The sequence below is a fragment of the Pseudomonas sp. ADAK2 TE3594 genome (genome assembly GCF_053628675.1).
This window is the reverse complement of sequence record NZ_JBRJGV010000001.1, coordinates 4371234-4388345: the sequence shown is the minus strand read 5'-3', so window position 1 is coordinate 4388345 and position 17112 is coordinate 4371234. Positions and strand designations below refer to the sequence as shown.

At 60.1% G+C, this 17112-nt stretch carries 16 protein-coding genes; 5 read left to right on the top strand and 11 right to left on the bottom strand.

Annotated elements, in window-relative coordinates; translation table 11 throughout:
• Nucleotides 1–35 precede the first annotated feature (35 nt).
• Nucleotides 36–968 (top strand): DMT family transporter, encoded by a 933-nt coding sequence (locus tag AB7M22_RS19470; protein WP_454187493.1) that lies wholly within the window; start codon nucleotides 36–38, stop codon nucleotides 966–968.
• On the opposite strand, the gene AB7M22_RS19465 is transcribed toward AB7M22_RS19470, so the two are convergent.
• Complete coding sequence (locus AB7M22_RS19465; protein ID WP_454187492.1) at nucleotides 904–2094, bottom strand: MFS transporter; 1191 nt, start codon at nucleotides 2092–2094, stop codon at nucleotides 904–906. The genes AB7M22_RS19470 and AB7M22_RS19465 overlap by 65 nt on opposite strands.
• Nucleotides 2095–2198: 104 nt before the next feature.
• Here AB7M22_RS19465 and ptrR point away from each other — a divergent pair, with 104 nt between their 5' ends.
• On the top strand, nucleotides 2199–3092 hold the full coding sequence (ptrR, locus tag AB7M22_RS19460; protein WP_454187491.1) for a putrescine utilization regulator PtrR: 894 nt from the start codon (nucleotides 2199–2201) through the stop codon (nucleotides 3090–3092).
• Between the two features lie 140 nt (nucleotides 3093–3232).
• A complete protein-coding gene (locus AB7M22_RS19455; RefSeq protein WP_007905120.1) occupies nucleotides 3233–3361 on the top strand; it encodes a PA1414 family protein in 129 nt (42 codons plus the stop codon).
• 134 nt (nucleotides 3362–3495) lie between these two features.
• Here AB7M22_RS19455 and AB7M22_RS19450 read toward each other — a convergent pair whose 3' ends face one another.
• From AB7M22_RS19450 to speB, 6 genes are all read right to left on the bottom strand, one after another.
• A complete protein-coding gene (locus AB7M22_RS19450; protein WP_454187490.1) occupies nucleotides 3496–3747 on the bottom strand; it encodes an acyl carrier protein in 252 nt (83 codons plus the stop codon).
• Nucleotides 3748–3802: 55 nt separating this feature from the next.
• The gene (locus tag AB7M22_RS19445; protein ID WP_454187489.1) at nucleotides 3803–4528 is read right to left on the bottom strand and encodes an MBL fold metallo-hydrolase; all 726 of its coding nucleotides are present in this window, start codon (nucleotides 4526–4528) and stop codon (nucleotides 3803–3805) included.
• Between the two features lie 86 nt (nucleotides 4529–4614).
• Nucleotides 4615–5994: a sodium:solute symporter gene (locus AB7M22_RS19440; protein ID WP_454187488.1), complete on the bottom strand. Its 1380-nt coding sequence runs from the start codon at nucleotides 5992–5994 to the stop codon at nucleotides 4615–4617.
• Nucleotides 5995–6151: 157 nt separating this feature from the next.
• Nucleotides 6152–7663, bottom strand: coding sequence for a purine-cytosine permease family protein (locus tag AB7M22_RS19435; protein WP_454187487.1), 1512 nt, complete (start codon nucleotides 7661–7663; stop codon nucleotides 6152–6154).
• A gap of 54 nt (nucleotides 7664–7717) precedes the next feature.
• Nucleotides 7718–8140 (bottom strand): YybH family protein, encoded by a 423-nt coding sequence (locus tag AB7M22_RS19430; protein WP_007905130.1) that lies wholly within the window; start codon nucleotides 8138–8140, stop codon nucleotides 7718–7720.
• Nucleotides 8141–8149: 9 nt separating this feature from the next.
• The gene (gene speB / locus AB7M22_RS19425) at nucleotides 8150–9100 is read right to left on the bottom strand and encodes an agmatinase (RefSeq protein WP_007905133.1); all 951 of its coding nucleotides are present in this window, start codon (nucleotides 9098–9100) and stop codon (nucleotides 8150–8152) included.
• Nucleotides 9101–9410: 310 nt separating this feature from the next.
• Between speB and AB7M22_RS19420 the strand changes: the two genes are divergently transcribed.
• Together AB7M22_RS19420 and AB7M22_RS19415 are read left to right on the top strand one after the other, a co-directional pair.
• Nucleotides 9411–10304 (top strand): LysR family transcriptional regulator, encoded by an 894-nt coding sequence (locus AB7M22_RS19420; RefSeq protein WP_258620607.1) that lies wholly within the window; start codon nucleotides 9411–9413, stop codon nucleotides 10302–10304.
• A 4-nt stretch (nucleotides 10305–10308) separates the two neighbouring features.
• Nucleotides 10309–10905: a tRNA-uridine aminocarboxypropyltransferase gene (locus AB7M22_RS19415; protein ID WP_454187486.1), complete on the top strand. Its 597-nt coding sequence runs from the start codon at nucleotides 10309–10311 to the stop codon at nucleotides 10903–10905.
• Nucleotides 10906–11025: 120 nt separating this feature from the next.
• Here AB7M22_RS19415 and AB7M22_RS19410 read toward each other — a convergent pair whose 3' ends face one another.
• The 4 genes from AB7M22_RS19410 to AB7M22_RS19395 form a co-directional block, all read right to left on the bottom strand.
• Entirely contained in the window at nucleotides 11026–11478 is a 453-nt protein-coding gene (locus AB7M22_RS19410) for a hypothetical protein (protein ID WP_454187485.1), read from the bottom strand.
• A 137-nt stretch (nucleotides 11479–11615) separates the two neighbouring features.
• Entirely contained in the window at nucleotides 11616–12980 is a 1365-nt protein-coding gene (locus AB7M22_RS19405) for an HlyD family type I secretion periplasmic adaptor subunit (protein WP_008013538.1), read from the bottom strand.
• 226 nt (nucleotides 12981–13206) lie between these two features.
• On the bottom strand, nucleotides 13207–15366 hold the full coding sequence (locus AB7M22_RS19400; protein WP_008013537.1) for a type I secretion system permease/ATPase: 2160 nt from the start codon (nucleotides 15364–15366) through the stop codon (nucleotides 13207–13209).
• 142 nt (nucleotides 15367–15508) lie between these two features.
• A complete protein-coding gene (locus AB7M22_RS19395; protein WP_454187484.1) occupies nucleotides 15509–16867 on the bottom strand; it encodes a TolC family outer membrane protein in 1359 nt (452 codons plus the stop codon).
• Between the last annotated feature and the right edge of the window lie 245 nt (nucleotides 16868–17112).

Sequence of the window (17112 nt, the reverse complement as noted above, 5' to 3'; positions counted from 1 at the left end):
GTCACTGCCATGGATTGTGTTGTCGAGGTGTTCCGGTGAGCGCCACCCGGCGTAGCGCCGATGGGTTTGCCCTGCAAGTGATGGTCGGGTTATGCCTGATCTGGGGCGTGCAGCAGGTGATGATCAAATGGGCCGCGCCCGACATCGCGCCGGTCATGCAGGCGGCGGGGCGGTCGGGTATTTCCGCGTTGCTCGTAGGATTGTTGATCTGCTGGAAGGGCGGTTGGGATCAGGTCGGCACTACCTGGCGCGGCGGCTTGCTGGCGGGTGTGTTGTTCGGTCTGGAGTTCTTTTTCATTTCCGAAGGCCTGCAATTGACCACGGCGGCGCACATGTCGGTGTTCCTCTACACCGCGCCGATTTTCACCGCGTTGGGCGTGCATTGGCTGCTGCCGAGTGAGCGTTTAAGACCGGTGCAATGGCTGGGGATTTTTCTCGCCTTCATCGGCATTGCCATTGCGTTTGCCGGTGGCGTGTCGTGGGACAACCTCGACCACCGCATGCTGATGGGCGATGCGTTGGGCGTGCTGGCCGGCGCGTCGTGGGGCGCGACCACCGTGGTGGTGCGCGCCTCGCGTCTGTCGGAAGCGCCGGTGACCCTGACGCTGTTTTATCAACTGATCGTCGGCTTCGTCGGCCTGCTGTTGATCGCGATCCTCAGCGGGCAGGTCACCCATGTCAGCCTGACCACTGTTGCCGTGGCCAGCGTGCTGTTCCAAGGGTTGGTGGTGTCGTTCTTCAGTTATCTGACCTGGTTCTGGCTGCTGCGCCGTTATCTGGCGGCGAACCTGGCGGTGTTTTCGTTCATGACGCCATTGTTCGGCGTCACGTTCGGCGTGGTGCTGCTGGGCGAAGAACTGAGCCTGAACTTTGTGATCGGCGCGGTGCTGGTGCTGCTCGGGATCACTTTTGTGAGCGCAGAACAGTGGGTCCGCCATCGTTTGCGCAAAGCACTTGGGCAACCCTGACCGGGCGCTGCAACAGGCCTCCTGCGATGAGCAAACCGCTGCCGGCGATCACCAGCGCGGGTTGCAATCCACCGCTGAAATGGCTGCTCAGCGCGGCCAGCAACGGTCCGCTGAGCTGACCCACGGCGAAGCACGCGGTCAGCAGCCCGGCGTTGCGCTGGGTGGCATGGGGCGCCAGTTCCCGGGAGCGCTGCATCACCAGTTGCATGCAGGCCAGGAACGGTCCGCCACACAAGATCACCCCTAACGCCAGGCCGGCACCGCTGCCCAACAGGCAGGCGAAGACCCCGGCCGCCTGCAACCACAACGTTGCCATCAGCCAATGGCGAGTGGCATTCGGGTTGTGCCGACGCAGGCTCACCAACGCCACCCCGATTGCCGCCGCCAGACCGAAGCATGGCCAGAACAGATCGGCTTGCCATTGCCCATGGAACTGCGCGTTGGCCATTTGCGAGAGGAAAGTGGCGGGGATGATGTAGCCCAAACCGTACAGACCATAGATCACCGGTAAACGTCCGACACCTTGGGTGCCGGATGTGGCAGTAGGCGGTGTCGCCACAGAAGAGGCCGCCGATTGCGGCAGGAACGGCAGAATCCCCAACAGCATCACCAGCCCGACACCGGCATATACCAGCCACAAGACTGCGGACGTCTGCCCCAGCAGGTTCGAGCCCAAGGCCAGCAACCCTGTCAGAAAAATCCCCAGGCCCGGCCCGGCAAAGACCAGCGCGCCGAGCCGCGGACGACCCGCCGCCGCTGCCAGCGGTTGACTCAATGCGGTAATCATCACCAACACCCAGGCGCTGGCCACGCCCGTGCCGAAACGCAGCACCAGATGCGACCAGAACCCGTCAGCCCAGAACGAGGCCAGGGTGAGCAATACACACAGCCACAAACCGCCGATCAGGCGCCGACGAACCTGGTCGGGTCGACGGGCGAACATCGCGTCCACCGCGCCGACGAAGTAGCCGAGGTAGTTGGCGGCGGCAATCAGACCAGCGGCGGTCAGGTCGATCTGGCCTTCGCTGAGCAAGTGCGGCAGTTGCGGGGTCAGGGCGAAACGCCCGATGCCCATGGCCATCATCAGGGCGATGAAGCTGGCGGTTAAGCGAATCAGAGGGGACATGGTCTGAGTTCCGTTCCGAGGATCAATGACCGTCAGGCTAGGACTGATTGATTTTCTTTAAAAATGAATAATAGTGAGAAACTTGTTCTGGTTTGGAGAATGGCGTGGAATTCAGCCAATTGCGGATCTTCCAGGCGGTGGCGGAGGAGGGCTCCATTACCCGCGCTGCTGAACGCCTGCATCGCGTGCCGTCCAACCTGTCGACCCGGCTCAAGCAGCTCGAAGAGCAACTCGGTGTCGAACTGTTCGTACGTGAGCGTCAGCGTTTGCAGTTGTCACCTGCGGGAAAAGTCCTCTTGGACTACACCGCCAAGCTGTTCGCCTTGCACGACGAAGCCCATGCGGCAGTGCAGGGCGGGCAACCGGCCGGGGATTTCGTACTGGGCACCATGTACAGCACCGCCGCAATTCACCTGCCAGAGCTGTTGGCGCGTTATCACCGCAGCTATCCGACGGTGAACCTGCAAGTGCAATCGGGCCCCAGCGGCGAATTGCTCGAAGGTCTGCTCACCGGGCGCCTCGATGCGGCGCTGGTGGACGGCCCGCTGGAACTGGCCGGGCTCGACGGCGTGCCGTTGTGCGACGAACGGCTGGTGTTGATCAGCGAGGCCGATCATGCGCCGGTACGCAGCGCACTGGATGTCGAAGGACGTTCGGTGTTCACGTTTCGGCAGGGCTGTTCCTATCGGATGCGTCTGGAAGCCTGGTTTGCCCATGATCACGCGGCCATGGGCCGGGCGATGGAGATCGAGTCCTATCCGGGAATGCTCGCCTGTGTGATTGCCGGCTCTGGCGTGGCGCTGATGTCGGAGTCGATGCTCGCCAGCCTGCCAGGGCGCGAAAGCGTGGCAGTGCACCCGTTGGCCGAGCCGTTCGCCAGCGCGACCACTTGGCTGATGTGGCGCAAAGGCATGGTCGGGGCCAACCTGAATGCATGGATCGAGCAGCAGCAGGCGGTGTATCCGTCGGCAGCGATTCAGGCCCAGGCAATTGCTTGAACGGGCGGTATGGGATTTGGATCAATTTAGTAACAGATCATTGCGATCTTGGGCGAGCATTGCGTAGGACTTCGGACTATTATCAGTGCGAAGGGGCTACAGAACTTCGGCCGCTCGGCACGACCCTGAAGGGGGGCATCATGAAAGAGAAAATCCAAAACTGGCTGCATGACCTGGGTGTCGCACTCGGTTTGATCGAACCGCCTCTGCAACCCATACCCATTCGCACTGACGACGAACAACGTCGCCGCCAGCAGCGCCGCAGGTAAGTTATTTATCCTGAAAAAGATCGCAGCCTTCGGCAGCTCCTACAGGAGTGCGCCTGTGCTGCGATTGCGGGTGCCTGTAGGAGCTGCCGAAGGCTGCGATCTTGGTGGTCGACAGGTTAGATCAAGTGTTGCGGTTAATACCGCCCGATCTCAATCAAAAACCGGCTCAAGTCGTCGACGGTCGTCGCAGTCTTGAGCATCCGGTCTTCTTCGGCGGTAAACGCTGTCAATCCCAGATGATCCTCCAGATGGAAGATCAGTTCCTCAATGTCTTCTTTATCCAATCCCAACTGCACCAGACGGGTGTTGTCGTCGAAGTCATCCCGGCCCTCCAGCAGGCGGCTGATGAAGCGGTGCACGGTTGTACGAACGGCATCTCTTGTCATGATTGTTCTTCGAGGGCGTTATTGTTGTTGTCCCTGGTGCTGAGTACAGCAGGCTTCAGGCGTGTCGGCGCTGCCACTCGTCAATCATTGTGCGCAAATATTCCCCGGAAAAACTCCCGAAATGCCCGCCGTGCACCGTGCGGATCGGCAGCGCGCGCAAGCGTTGCAGGCTGCGAGCGTAGTCGTCGAGGTTGGAGTGGTAGGCGTTTTCGATCAGTGGCCCGTCGTAAATGATGTCGCCGCTGAACAGGGTTTCGGTCGCCGCCTCGAACAGGCTGATGCCGCCCGGTGAATGACCCGGCGTGTGCAGCACTTGCAGGACCCGATCACCGAGATCGAGCACGTCGCCTTCTTCAATCAAACCTGTGGCCGGTGCGGCTTTGACCCGGTATTCGGCGTAGCACAACGGGCAGTCGGGGTGAGCCTCGAACATGTCGTCACCGACGAAAGCCTTGCTCAGGGTGTTGTCACCATCGGGCTCGGCGAGGATCTGTGCTTCGGCCGGGTGCACCAGCCGTTCGGGGAATTCGTGATGCCCGGCGATGTGGTCGAAATGGCAATGGCTGGCCACCGCCACCAGTGGTCGCTCGGTGATCCACGGCAATTGCTCGCGCAGGCTGACCAGCCCGGAACCGCTGTCCAGCAGCAAATCCTTGTCACGCCCCTGAATGTGCCAGAGGTTGCAGCGGTAAAAGGGCCGAATGTAAGGCTCGTGAATCAGTCGAATCCCGTCGCTGAGCTGTTTGACCTCGAACCACTGATCGCGAGAAACAATCTTCATCAAAGGTTTTCTCCGGACGAAAAAAAACGGGTGTGGCAACCGACGCCACACCCGTCGAAGAAAGCATCAAGTCGTCATGTTTAAGCTTAGGCGGCGCTCGCCACCGGTGCCGGGCGACGGGACAGCAAACTGACCACCACGAAACTCACCAGGCCCACGCCGAGGCTGTAGTAGATCGGGGTGTTGGCGTCCATACCGTCCTTGACCATGAACAGCAGTGCGGTGGCAAAGCCCATGCCCATGCTGGCGATAGCGCCGGCGGTGGTTGCGCGTTTCCAGAAGATTGCACCGATCAGCGGGATCAGCATGCCGCCCACCAACAGGTTGTAGGCCAGGGTCAGGGCGCTGATCACGTCGTTCACCACCAGCGCGATACCCAGCACGGCGATGCCGGTCAGCAGGGTGAACAGGCGATTGACCGCCAGGCTCGACTGTTTACCGCCGCGCAGTTTCGGCAGCAAGTCTTCGGTCAGGGTGGTGGCGGCGGCGAGCAGGCCGGCGCTGGCGGTGGACATCATGGCCGCCAGGGCAGCCGCAATCACCAGGCCACGGATACCGTCCGGCAGGGACAGTTTGACGATGGCGGCGAAGGCGTTGTTGACGTTGTCCAGGTCCGGGATCAGCACATGAGCGGCCATGCCGATCAGGGCGCAGGCCAGTCCGTAGAGGATGCAGTAGAAGCCTGCGAATGTACCGGCGACCTGAGCCACTTTGGCGCTCTTGACGGTGAATACACGCTGCCAGATGTCTTGGCCGATCAGGATCCCGAAGAAGTAGATCATGAAGTAGGTGATGATGGTGTCCCAGCCAATCGTGGTGAAGCTGAAGGCGGTTGCCGGCAGTTTCAACACCAACTCATCCCAACCACCGACGCGGTACAGGCAGATTGGCAACAGGATGAACATCAGGCCCACGGTCTTGATGACGAACTGGACGATGTCGGTCAGGGTCAGGGACCACATGCCGCCGATCGCCGAATAGATCACTACCACGCCACCGCCGACCAATACCGACAGCCAGAACGGCAGGTCGAACAGCACTTGCAGCACGGTGCCAATGGCCAGGATCGAGACCACGCCGATCATCAGCGCATACGCCAGCATGATCACCGCGCTCGCGGAGCGGGCCATCGGGTTGTAGCGTTTTTCCAGCACCTGGGTAACGGTGTAGATTTTCAGTTTCAGCAGCGGTTTGGCGAGGAACAGGTTCAGCGCCACGATCCCGCAACCGAGGGCCGCGCAGAGCCAGAAACCGGAGATGCCATGGACATAGCCCAGGCGCACGGTGCCAACAGTAGATGCTCCGCCCAGAACGGTAGCGGCCATGGTGCCCATGTACAGGCTCGGGCCGAGGTTACGACCGGCAACCAAAAAGTCTTCGTTGGTCTTGGCCTTGCGCATGCCGTAGTAGCCGAGTATCAGCATCGCGGCGGCGTAGATGAGTACGACGAATAAATCCAAAGCCATGATGGCGTGTCTCCGATTGTCTTTTTTATGGTGAGGCGAAAATCAGTCTTTTCTGTGGGAGCGTGGCTTGCCCGCGATGGCTGCGCCGCGGTCTGTCAGGCAGACCGCGTCATCGTTCTTCGCGGGCAAGTCTCGCTCCTACAGGTAATGCGTTGAGTCAGGCAGCTTGGCGCAACGCCGGTTTACCGAGCGAATCCTTGCCCTTGCTGCGTGCATCGGTCGGGCCAAACACTTCCCGCGATTCCGGGAACAGGCTCAGCAGCGTCAGGTACACCACGGAGGCCAGGCCCAGTGTCACCGGCAGGGAGATGTCGATGCCCCCGGCCAGATCACCCAGCACGCCGACAAACTGCCCCGGCAGGTTCACGAAGCACAAACCCACCAGCGCGCTCGGGATCCAGGCACCCAGGCCACGCCAGTTCCAGCCGTGGGTGAACCAGTAACGGCCACCTTTCTCGCCGCGGGTGAACACTTGCAGGTCATCCGGGCAGTAGAAGCCGCGACGCACCAGCAGGCCGATGATCATGATCACCATCCACGGGGTGGTGCAGGTGATGATCAGCACGGCGAAGGTCGACACGCTCTGCACCAGGTTCGCCGCAAAGCGCCCGATGAAGATGAAGGCAATCGACATCACGCCAATCAGCAACGTCGCCTTGACCCGCGACAGCACCCTCGGGAACACGCTGGACATGTCCAGCCCGGTGCCATACAGCGACGTGGTGCCAGTGGACATGCCGCCGATCACCGCAATCAGGCACACCGGCAGGAAGAACCAGCTCGGCGACACCGCCAGCAGACCGCCGACGTAGTTGTTGGCCGCGATGTAGTCCGGTGCCTTGATCGCCACGATGGTGGCGGTGGCGAGGCCGAACAGGAACGGGATGAAGGTGGCGATCTGCGAGATCACCACGGCCGCCATGATCCGGCGCTTGGAGGTGTCACGCGGGATGTAGCGCGACCAGTCGCCGAGGAACGCCCCGAAGGAAATCGGGTTGCTCATCGCTACCAGCGCAGCGCCGATGAAGGCCGCCCAGAAACCCGGTTGACCGAGGCTGACGCTGCCGGCGTAGTTCACATCGAAAGGACCGGCGAAGGCGAAGATGCCCAGCAGGAACAACAGGCTGGCACTCCACACGGCGATCTTGTTGACCCACAGCAGGAAGCGGAAGCCGTAGATGCACACCGTCAGCACCAGGATCGCGAACAGACCGTAGGCCAGGCCCAGGGTCAAGTCGGTTTCCGGCAAGCCGATCAGGCGTTTCGCGCCACCGATCAACGCATCGCCCGAACTCCACACCGAGAGCGAGAAGAAGGCGATGGCGGTCAGCAGCGACAGGAACGAACCGACGATCCGCCCGTGCACACCGAAATGCGCACCGGACGACACTGCGTTGTTGGTGCCGTTGATCGGGCCGAACAGCCCCATGGGCGCAAGGATCAGCGAACCCAGCAACACGCCCAGCACAATCGCCCAGACGCCTGCCTGGAAAGACAGGCCGAACAGTACCGGGAAACTGCCGAGCACGGCGGTGGCAAAGGTGTTGGAACCGCCGAAGATCATCCGGAACAAGTCCGTCGGGCCTGCGGTGCGTTCGTTGTCCGGGATCTGTTCGACCCCGTAGGTTTCGATTTGCGTAAGGCTTTGGTCTTTGTTGTTGTTATTCATGATCTGCTCCGATCATAAAGGCGCGCTCATCGTGCGTGAGCGTCACCTGTTTGGCTAAGGGGGTGGCAGCCCTTCCGGCATTGCGGACAAATGTTCGTGGCAGGCCAGCCATAGGCCTTGTTGTTCTTGGCCAGACGTCTGTTTCTTGAAAACAATCGTCTCGCGTTCCTGGCTGAAGTGTTGCTCCCCTTGCATGCGCAGCTCGGTGGCTACGTCATGGATGAAAATCGCCACGTCACCTTGCAGGCTGACGAAGGCGTTGCTCGAGGTGCATGACAGCACCTCGAAGCCGTCCTCGGCGCGCCAGGTGTCCCACAACGCCTGATAGGCATCGCGCGACAGCAGGGGCTGCTCGAGGGTGTAGAACACGAAGCTGGCATCAACGCTGAATGCGCCGAAGTAAGCTTCGCGATCGTTACGGGCAAAGGCCGATACCAGCTCGGCGGCGGCGTTGAGTACCTGATCACGTTCGCTCATGACCGATCCTCAGCGATGGACCACGCCCGGCAGTACGCAGAGCATTTCGTACAGCAGGTTGGCGCCCAACAGCGAGGTGTTACCGGTGGTGTCGTACGCTGGCGAGACTTCTACCAGATCGCAGCCGACCAGATCGAGGCCTTGGCAGCCGCGCACGATTTCGATCGCTTGAATGGTCGTCAGACCGCCGATTTCCGGGGTGCCAGTGCCTGGTGCCCAGGCCGGGTCGATACCGTCGATATCGAAACTCAGGTACACCGGACCGCCGCCGACTTTCTCGCGAACTTCGGCCATCAGCGGTGCCAGGGATTTGTGCCAGCATTCTTCAGCCTGAACCACACGGAAGCCTTGATTGCGGCTCCAGTTGAAGTCATCAGCGGTGTAACCCTGAGCGCGCAAGCCAATTTGCACCACGCGGTCGCAATCCAGAAGGCCTTCTTCTACAGCGCGACGGAAGGTCGTGCCATGGGCAATCTTCTCGCCGAACATGTGATCGTTCACATCGGCGTGAGCGTCGATGTGCACCAGGCCGACCTTGCCGTGCTTTTTATGGATGGCACGCAGGATCGGCAGGGTGATGGTGTGATCGCCGCCGAGAGTCATGGGGATCACATCGTGTTCGAGGATATTGTCGTAGGCCTCTTCGATGATCCGCACGGCGTCCAGCAGGTTGAACGTGTTGATCGCCACGTCACCGATGTCGGCAACCGACAGCGAGTCGAACGGCGCGGCGCCGGTGGCCATGTTGTACGGGCGGATCATCACCGATTCAGCGCGGATTTCACGCGGCCCGAAGCGGGTGCCGGGGCGCAGGGACGTGCCGATGTCCAGCGGGATGCCGATAAAGGCAGCGTCCAGGCCAGCAGCAGATGGTAAATGGGGGAGTCGCAGCATGGTGGCGATGCCGCCGAAGCGCGGCATTTCGTTGCCGCCCAGTGGTTGGTGAAGAATCTTGTCCACGGGTAAGGCCTCATCGTCGTTGTTTTATTTATGTCGGTTGCACGCTCGGGGAGAGACGGGCACCGCTGTGGGCCGATTCTGCGAAATGTAGTGGCCGGGAAGAATCGCTACGGGCAAATACTTAGTTCAGATTTTTCTAAACTAATGGCGAGGGCGGAGATAGACTCTTACGCGTGATCGTTCCCACGCTCTGCGTGGGAAAGCATCCACGGACGCTCCGCGTCCAGCTGTTTCCTGCATGTGACGCAGAGCGTCACGGGCTACATTCCCACGCAGAGCGTGGGAACGATCTAGGTGCTTGGAGTCCCCCATGGCCAACGCTTTACCCGACCTGAAACTATTGCGCATCTTCGTTAGCGTGGTTCGCCATCAGGGGTTCGCCAATGCTCAGCACGAGCTCAATCTCTCGACCTCGGCTATAAGCACTTACATGAGCCAGCTCGAAGCGGCCTTGGGCCTGGTGCTTTGCCATCGTGGTCGCGGTGGTTTCAGCCTGACCAGCAAGGGTGAGCTGTTCCACCAGGAAACCCTGCGTCTATTGGCGGAACTCGAAGGTTTCGAACAATACGCCGCCGCCCTCAAAGGCGAGCTGCGTGGCACCTTGAACCTGGGCGTGATCGACTCCACCGTCAGCGATAAGGCCTTGCCCTTTGCCGAAGCCATCGGTGCCTACAGTCAGGAGCACCCGGCGGTGCATTTGCATCTGTCGGTCATGAGCCCTTACGAGCTGCAGCTCGGCGTGCAGGACAACCGCCTCGACCTGGCCATCGGTGCTTTTTCCACGCGCATGAGCGGTCTGGTCTACATGCCGCTGTACCGCGAGCAACATTGGCTGTATTGCAGTAGTCGTCATCCGCTGTTCACCGAGCGGCGTATTCCTGAGCAAGTGATCACCCAACAGCGCATGGTCGGTCGCGGCTATTGGAGCCAGGCCGAACTGGCCCGCCACGGTTTCAAACACAGCGCGGCGACCGTGGAAAGTATGGAAGCCCAGCTGATTCTGGTGCTGTCCGGCGCCTACATCGGTTATTTGCCGGAGCACTACGCCCAGGCTTGGGCTGACAAAGGTGATTTACGGGTGCTGCTGCCGGCGACGTTCGGTTATCAGGCGCCGTTCTCGATGATCGTGCGCCGTGGCCGCAGCCGCGAACCGCTGATCCAGACCTTTCGTGATCTGCTTAAAGCACAACTGAATCAGGCTTGAGACAATGTCCAGAATCCAGTGCCCGCGTTGCCTGCGTCCGCAAACCCATTGCCTGTGCCCGCTGATCCCGAGCCTCGACAGCCGCACTCGAGTGTTGCTGCTTCAGCATCCGAGCGAAGTGAACCACGCGCTGAACACCGCGCGGTTGGCCGCGTTGGGGTTGAAGAATGCCGAGTTGATCGTCGGCGAGGTGTTTGAGGATTTGCCGGCGTTGTTGAATCAGCCGGGCTATCAGGCGCGGCTGCTGTTTCCCGCCGAGGATGCGCAACCGTTGCAGGCTTACACCACCCATGATGAACCGCTATTGCTGGTGGTCCCGGACGGCACCTGGCGCAAGGCGCGCAAAATGCTGCACCTCAATCCGTTGTTGGCGGCGTTGCCCAGAGTGACATTGGCCGAGGGCGCGGTGTCGCGTTATCGCTTGCGCAAGGCTCCGGGGCCTGGGGCGTTGTCGACAGTGGAGGCGATTGTGCAGGCGTTGCAGACGCTGGAGTCACCCGTCAGTTTTGAGCCGTTGTTGAAGCCGTTCGAGGCGTTGATCGAGGGGCAGATTGCGGCGATGGGAGAGGAGGTTTTTCAGCGCAATCATGGCGACAGATGAACATTGTCGATGTTGGTCCATTGGTGCGCAGCGCTACCTTCCTGAGGAGGGGGCAAACTCCCTCCTCAGGAAATACAGCATTATCTTGATGCAGTGGCTAACCGTGCAGTTGGCAAAATATCAAACGACATACATGACAAAGTTATCGATATAAACTCGAATTGTCAGGCATTTTATCTCGAACCGCTTGATGGTTTTGCCTTCGGGGGATTTGATCCATTCACCATATTCTGGTTTTGACTCATATTGTTTTGAAGCTAACATTTCGTCGTTAGGGCCGTAAAAGGTTACTTGAATTGTTGCATCTACCGGATCAGCCATCGCAAAGTTTAAATCTTTCGCCGGTTGGTCCAATTTCACATTGATCCCCCCTGGCCCAATTATTTGAATGCTCCCTTTGTGCACAAATGGTGCATAGGGTCCAACCGTTTCGACTGCCTGAACTTGATCATCTGCCTGTAAGGCATAGATCTTCATGTTTTTTGCAGTCAAAGGTTCATGGTGAAGAATTGGCCCTTTCGTTACATCTTCAAAATCTTCATATGTCAGCCCGCTCAGTTGATTCGTATTCATGAGAACTATCCTTTTCGTCAGGTTAACCACTTGCGTTTGTTTAAAGTGGCAAATCCTGTTTCCCATGAAAATGAAATAAGCAGCTACTGACATATCTGACAGTTCCGACGAATGGCATGGCTGTCAGGGAGAAGCGATCAACGTTCCCGCATCGCCTCGGTCCGCGCTTTCAACACCGGTTTAAGCAAATAATCCAGCACGCTTTTCTCCCCGGTAATAATGTCCACCGTCGCCACCATCCCCGGAATGATCAGCAACGGTTTCACATCCCCGCCCAAGTGATTCTTGTCGGTGCGCACCTGAATCAGATAAAAGCTGTTGCCCTTGTCATCGGTGATGGTGTCCGCCCCGATCAGTTCCAGCTTCGCACTCAACCCCCCGTAAATCGTGTAGTCGTAAGCGCTGAACTTGACCATGGCTTTCTGGCCCGGGTGCAGGAACGCCACGTCTTGAGGGCGGACCTTGGCTTCGATCAGCAAGTTGTCTTCCAGCGGCACGATTTCCACCATGTCGTTGCCCGGCTGGACCACGCCGCCGATGGTGTTGACCTTCAGCACTTTGATGATGCCGTGAACCGGCGACACCACGGTGGTGCGCGTCACCCGGTCGTCGATGGCAATGCTCGTCGCAGTGATTTTCGACAGGTCGGTGCGTTTCTCATTCAGCTCTTTCGCCGCGTCCGAACGGAAGGATTGTTCGGACTCGTCGATCTTGCTTTTGATCTCATTGATCGCCGATTCGGCACGGGGAATCGCCAGTGTCGTGGCATTCAGCGAGCCGCGGATTTCTACCGCGCTGCGTTTGAGCCGCAGGATTTCCACCGGCGAAACCGCTCCGGTGCCCACCAGTGGCGCCGACATGTTCATCTCTTGTTGCAGCAGCGCCAGGCTTGAACTGAACTGCCCCTGTTTGGAGCGGAATTCCGCCAGCTCCTGGGTTTTCTGCCGAAGTTGTTCGGTCAACGTGCGTTGTTCGCTGGCCAGTCGGCGCTGACGTTGTTCGTACAGTGAGCGTTCGTCCTCGGCCACTTGCGGCGCCTTGGCGATGACTTCCGCGGACAGCTTGAATGGCCGGCCTTCCGCTTCGGCGGACAGCCGTTCGACCTGCGCGGTCAGCGCATAACGATCCGCTTCGCTCTCACCCTTGTTCGACAGGAATCGCGTGTCATCCAGGCGCAGCAAGGTGTCGCCCTTGTTCACCATTTGCCCTTCGCGCACGAAGATTTCCGTGACGATGCCGCCCTCCAGGTTCTGGATCACCTGAATCTTGCTCGACGGAATCGCCTTGCCTTCACCCGTGGTGACTTCCTGCAACACGGCGAACTTGGCCCAGACCAGTGCGGTGATCAGCAGCGCCGCTGCCAGCCACACGGTGATCCGCGACCAGCGCGGCGAATCCTGCAACGAGGCGCCGGCGGTTTCCGGCATGAATTCGCTTTCGGCACTTTTGCTGAAACTGCCGAGGTAGCTTCGGGCCGCTGAATCCGGTGTTTGAGCAGACATGGGCAATACCCGTCAGTTAAGAGAAACAAAGCCGAACACAAACCTGTGGCGATGGAGCTTTGTGGCGAGGGGGCTTGTCGGAATGCCGCATCACCCCGTTCGGCTGCGAAGCAGTCGTAAAACCTGCCAACTCGGTCTGTCTGATACAGCGGGGTGAATGGCTTTGGGGCCGCTTCGCGACCCAACGGGGGCAAGCCCCCTCGCCACGGGTCATGTGTTTGTGCCCCTAAACCGTCGCAGAGCCGACACGGCCCTTGCGCAGTGCATCGATGACCGCTTCTTTCGGGCCGTCGGCGACGATCCGCCCGTTGTCCAGCACCACCAACCGGTCCACCAGGCTGAGCATCGAGGTGCGGTGAGTGACCAGCAGCAGGGTTTTGCCCTGAATCCAGCCATGGAGTTTCTGCCGCAGGACGTCTTCGCTGCTGTTGTCCATGGCGCTGGTGGGTTCGTCGAGCAGCATGATCGGTGGATCGAGCAACAACGCGCGGGCCAACAACACCGCTTGCCGTTGCCCGCCCGACAACAACTGACCGCGTTCACCCACCGGCCGGTCGAAGCCTTGTGGATGTTGGCGAGCCAGCTCGGTGACGCCGGTCAGTTCGGCGACTTCGAGCATCCGCGCATCGCTGATGTAGCGCGCGCCGAGGGTCAGGTTGTCGCGCAGGCTGCCGGCCAGCAGCGGCAGGTCGTGGGCGACGTAACCGATCTGCTGGCGCAGGTCGGCGACGTCCAGTTGTCGCAGGTCCAGGCCATCGAGCAGCAACTGGCCTTCTTCCGGCGCATAGAAACCCATCACCAGCCGCGCCAGCGTGCTTTTGCCCGAACCGCTGCGGCCGATGATGCCGATCCGCTCGCCCGGTTTCATGCTGAAGCTGACGTTGGCCAGGGCCGGCGCATTCTGACCGTTGTAGTGAAACGTCACGCCGCTGACGTCGAGTGCGCCTTGCAATTGCGTGCGCTCCAGCGGCCGCTGCTTGGCGTCACGTTCTTGCGGCAGCGACATCAGCGCATCGGTGCTTTTCATGGTCAATTGTGCTTGCTGATAACGGGTGATCAGCCCGGCGATTTGTCCCAGCGGCGCGAGCACGCGGCTGCCGAGCATGTAGGTCGCCACCAGCGCGCCGACGCTGAGGTTACCGGCGATGATGCTGTAGACCCCGGCGACGATGGTCGCCATGCCGCAGAATTGCTGGATGAACAGCGTGCCGTTGGTGGCCAGCGCCGAGAGGTTGCGCGCATGGCTGTCGAGGCGGGTGAGGGCGCCGTGGGTGCTTTCCCACTTATGCTGGCGTTCGCTTTCGGCGCTGCAGGCCTTGAGGGTTTCCAGGCCGCCGAGGGTTTCGATCAGCAGGGCCTGGCGTTCGGCGCCGAGGCTCAGACTTTTCTGCACGGTGTCACGCAGGCGCGCCTGAATCACCATCGCAAAGATGATCGTGATGGGGAAGGCCAACAGCGGAATCACCACCAGCCAGCCACCGAGCAGGCCGATCACCACCAGCATCAACACCGCGAAGGGCAAGTCGATCAGGCTGGTCAGCGTGACGGCGGTGAGAAACTCCCGCAGGCCCTGGAAATCATGAATGCTCTGGGCGAAACCACCGATGGTGGCTGGCCGCGCTTTCATCGCCATGCCGGTGATGCGCTCGAACAAGGTCGCTGAAAGAATCACGTCGGTTTTCTTCCCGGCGGTGTCCAGCAAGTGCGCGCGAACCACTCGCAGCACCAGTTCGAAACCGGTGCCGATCAGCAAGCCGATCGACAGCACCCACAACGTTGAAGTGGCCTGGTTTGGCACCACTCGGTCGTAGGTCTGCATCACGAACAGCGGCACCATCAGCCCCAGCAGGTTGATCAGGAAACTCGCCAGAATCGCATCGCTGTACAGCCACTTCGACAACTTCAACGTGTCGCGAAACCACGCCTCCACTCGCGGCACCAACGGCGCGCGCAAATCTTCGAGTTCATGCCGCGGCCGGGCGAACAAGGCCTGGCCGCTGTAGTTGGCGGTCAGCTCGTCCGTGCTGACCCATTGTTCTCCACCGTCGGCTTCGCTCGGCAGAATCAGCGCCTGACCGTCATCGCCGAAGCGACGCAAGATTGCGCAGCGGCCATGGTTGAGGATCAGCATCACGGGCAGGTTGAGCGCGGAAATTTCCCCCAGCTCACGGCGCAACACACGTGCCTGCAAACTGGCCCGGGCCGCTGCGCGCGGCAGCAGGTCCAGGCTCAAACGTTGGTGTGCCATTGGCAACCCGGCACTCAGGCTGGCGCGACTGACCGTCGCGCCATGAAGTTTGCAGAGGATCAACAGACCGTCCAGAAGCGGGTCATCGAAGCTTAGACGCGGATCGACACCCGTGTTGCCGGTTTCCATGCTGGTCATATTGATTGCCTGTGGCGAGGGAGCTTGCTCCCGCTTGAGTGCGCAGCACTCACACTGTTTTCATCTTCAATCGGTGTTCGGGGTTGCTGCGCAACCCAGCGGGAGCAAGCTCCCTCGCCACAATTGGTCACGTTGAGCTACTTCATTTCAGTTCAGGCAAGCGAGCTTCGTTTTTCACTTCGGTGGAGGCGATCGCATCGGCGGGCAGCACCACCCGTTGTTTGCTCAACAACTGCCCCATGTTTGCCAGCACGCGGTACATCGAAAACTCCTCGGTGTAGCGCACTTCGGTGTAGCGGCGGTTGGCGTTGTAGAGTTCGTTTTCACTGTCGAGCAAGTCGAGCAAGGTCCGTTGGCCAAGGCCGAACTGATCCTGATACGCGGCCCGCACACGGGTGGTGGTTTCGGCGTATTCACGTGCGGTCGGGGTTTGTTTCTTGGCGTTGAGCATGGCGTTCCAGGCCAGGTGGATGTTCTCGTTGAGCTGGCGCAGGGCGTTGTTTCGGATGTCCAGCGCCTGGTTGATCTGGTGCGCATCGGAGGCCAGCCGGGCCTTGTCGCTGCCACCGCGGAACAGGTTGTAGTTCATCACCACCCCCACTCGCCATTCGTTGTCGTGGCCTTTATCACCCTGAATATTATTATTCGCGCCCACCGCTGCTTCAGCGTCAAAACGCGGGTAGAACGGCGACTTGGCGACTTCGTACTGGCTTTCGGCCGATTGCACATCGGCCTGGGCGGATTTCAGGTACGGGTTGTTTTCCACCATGCTCTGCTGGGCTTCCGGCAGGGTGGCGGGCAATTCGCCACGGGTCGATGGCGGCGCTTCGAGTTCATCGGGCATGCGCCCCACAACGCTGTAGAAATTCGTCTCGGCATCGGCCAGATCGACTTCGGCGGTGTCGAGGTTGTTTTGCGCCAGCGCCCGGCGAGCGATGGACTGGTCGGAGTCGGCGTTGCTGCCGACCCCACGCTGGGTGCGCAGGCCGATCTGATCGTTGACCCGCATGTGCGCTTGCAGGTTGTTCTTGGCCAGGGTCACCAGTTCGCGGCGCTTGAGCACTTCGAGGTACACCTCGATGGTGCGCAAGGCCAGATCCTGGGCGGTGCCCTGAGCGTAATAGGCTCGAGAGTTGGCCACGCCTTTGGTGCGCGCGACCTCGTTGGAGGTGTTGAAGCCGTCGAACAGCATCTGCCGCAGGCGCAGTTCCGATTGGGTGTAGGTGAGGATTTCGGTGTGGTGATTGCCCTGCGCCCGAGTGGTGGTGTTATCGCTGTACCCGCGCCCGTAGCCGGCGTTCAAATCCACCGATGGATAGAAGCCCCCTTTGGCGACTTTAATCTGCTCGTCGGCCGAGAGCCGGGCGTCGACCCGCGACGCCAGTTCCGGGTGGGTCGCAATGGTGCTCTGGATCGCCTCGGTCAATGACATCGCCTGAGCCTGAGAAGTGCAGGCCATGGCCAGCAAAATCGCGCTGCAGAGGGGGGTTAAAACGCGCATGGATGCCTCTCCCTGATTCCTGATGGTACTTACTTAGTCGCCAAATATTTGACGTTATTTTTAAGCGAAACCGTCTCACGCTTGTTACAACAGAGCTAAGAACATCCTGAGGAGAAGCTAAGAAGGATTTCTCATAAGTCTTATGCCGAAAAAAACTTATGCGCTCTGAAAAATCCAGCACATTGTTCAATGCGAAAGCCTTGTTTTTGTGAGCTCTCAGAGCATCGACGGGCTTTAGAAAAGTT

Coding starts and splice junctions, on each gene's coding strand:
- AB7M22_RS19465 (WP_454187492.1), bottom strand. CDS start 2,094: ATGTCCCCTCTGATTCGCTTAACCGCCAGCTTCATCGCCCTGATGATG.
- AB7M22_RS19455 (WP_007905120.1), top strand. CDS start 3,233: ATGAAAGAGAAAATCCAAAACTGGCTGCATGACCTGGGTGTCGCACTC.
- AB7M22_RS19450 (WP_454187490.1), bottom strand. CDS start 3,747: ATGACAAGAGATGCCGTTCGTACAACCGTGCACCGCTTCATCAGCCGC.
- AB7M22_RS19445 (WP_454187489.1), bottom strand. CDS start 4,528: ATGAAGATTGTTTCTCGCGATCAGTGGTTCGAGGTCAAACAGCTCAGC.
- AB7M22_RS19440 (WP_454187488.1), bottom strand. CDS start 5,994: ATGGCTTTGGATTTATTCGTCGTACTCATCTACGCCGCCGCGATGCTG.
- AB7M22_RS19435 (WP_454187487.1), bottom strand. CDS start 7,663: ATGAATAACAACAACAAAGACCAAAGCCTTACGCAAATCGAAACCTAC.
- AB7M22_RS19430 (WP_007905130.1), bottom strand. CDS start 8,140: ATGAGCGAACGTGATCAGGTACTCAACGCCGCCGCCGAGCTGGTATCG.
- AB7M22_RS19420 (WP_258620607.1), top strand. CDS start 9,411: ATGGCCAACGCTTTACCCGACCTGAAACTATTGCGCATCTTCGTTAGC.
- AB7M22_RS19415 (WP_454187486.1), top strand. CDS start 10,309: ATGTCCAGAATCCAGTGCCCGCGTTGCCTGCGTCCGCAAACCCATTGC.
- AB7M22_RS19410 (WP_454187485.1), bottom strand. CDS start 11,478: ATGAATACGAATCAACTGAGCGGGCTGACATATGAAGATTTTGAAGAT.
- AB7M22_RS19405 (WP_008013538.1), bottom strand. CDS start 12,980: ATGTCTGCTCAAACACCGGATTCAGCGGCCCGAAGCTACCTCGGCAGT.
- AB7M22_RS19400 (WP_008013537.1), bottom strand. CDS start 15,366: ATGACCAGCATGGAAACCGGCAACACGGGTGTCGATCCGCGTCTAAGC.
- AB7M22_RS19395 (WP_454187484.1), bottom strand. CDS start 16,867: ATGCGCGTTTTAACCCCCCTCTGCAGCGCGATTTTGCTGGCCATGGCC.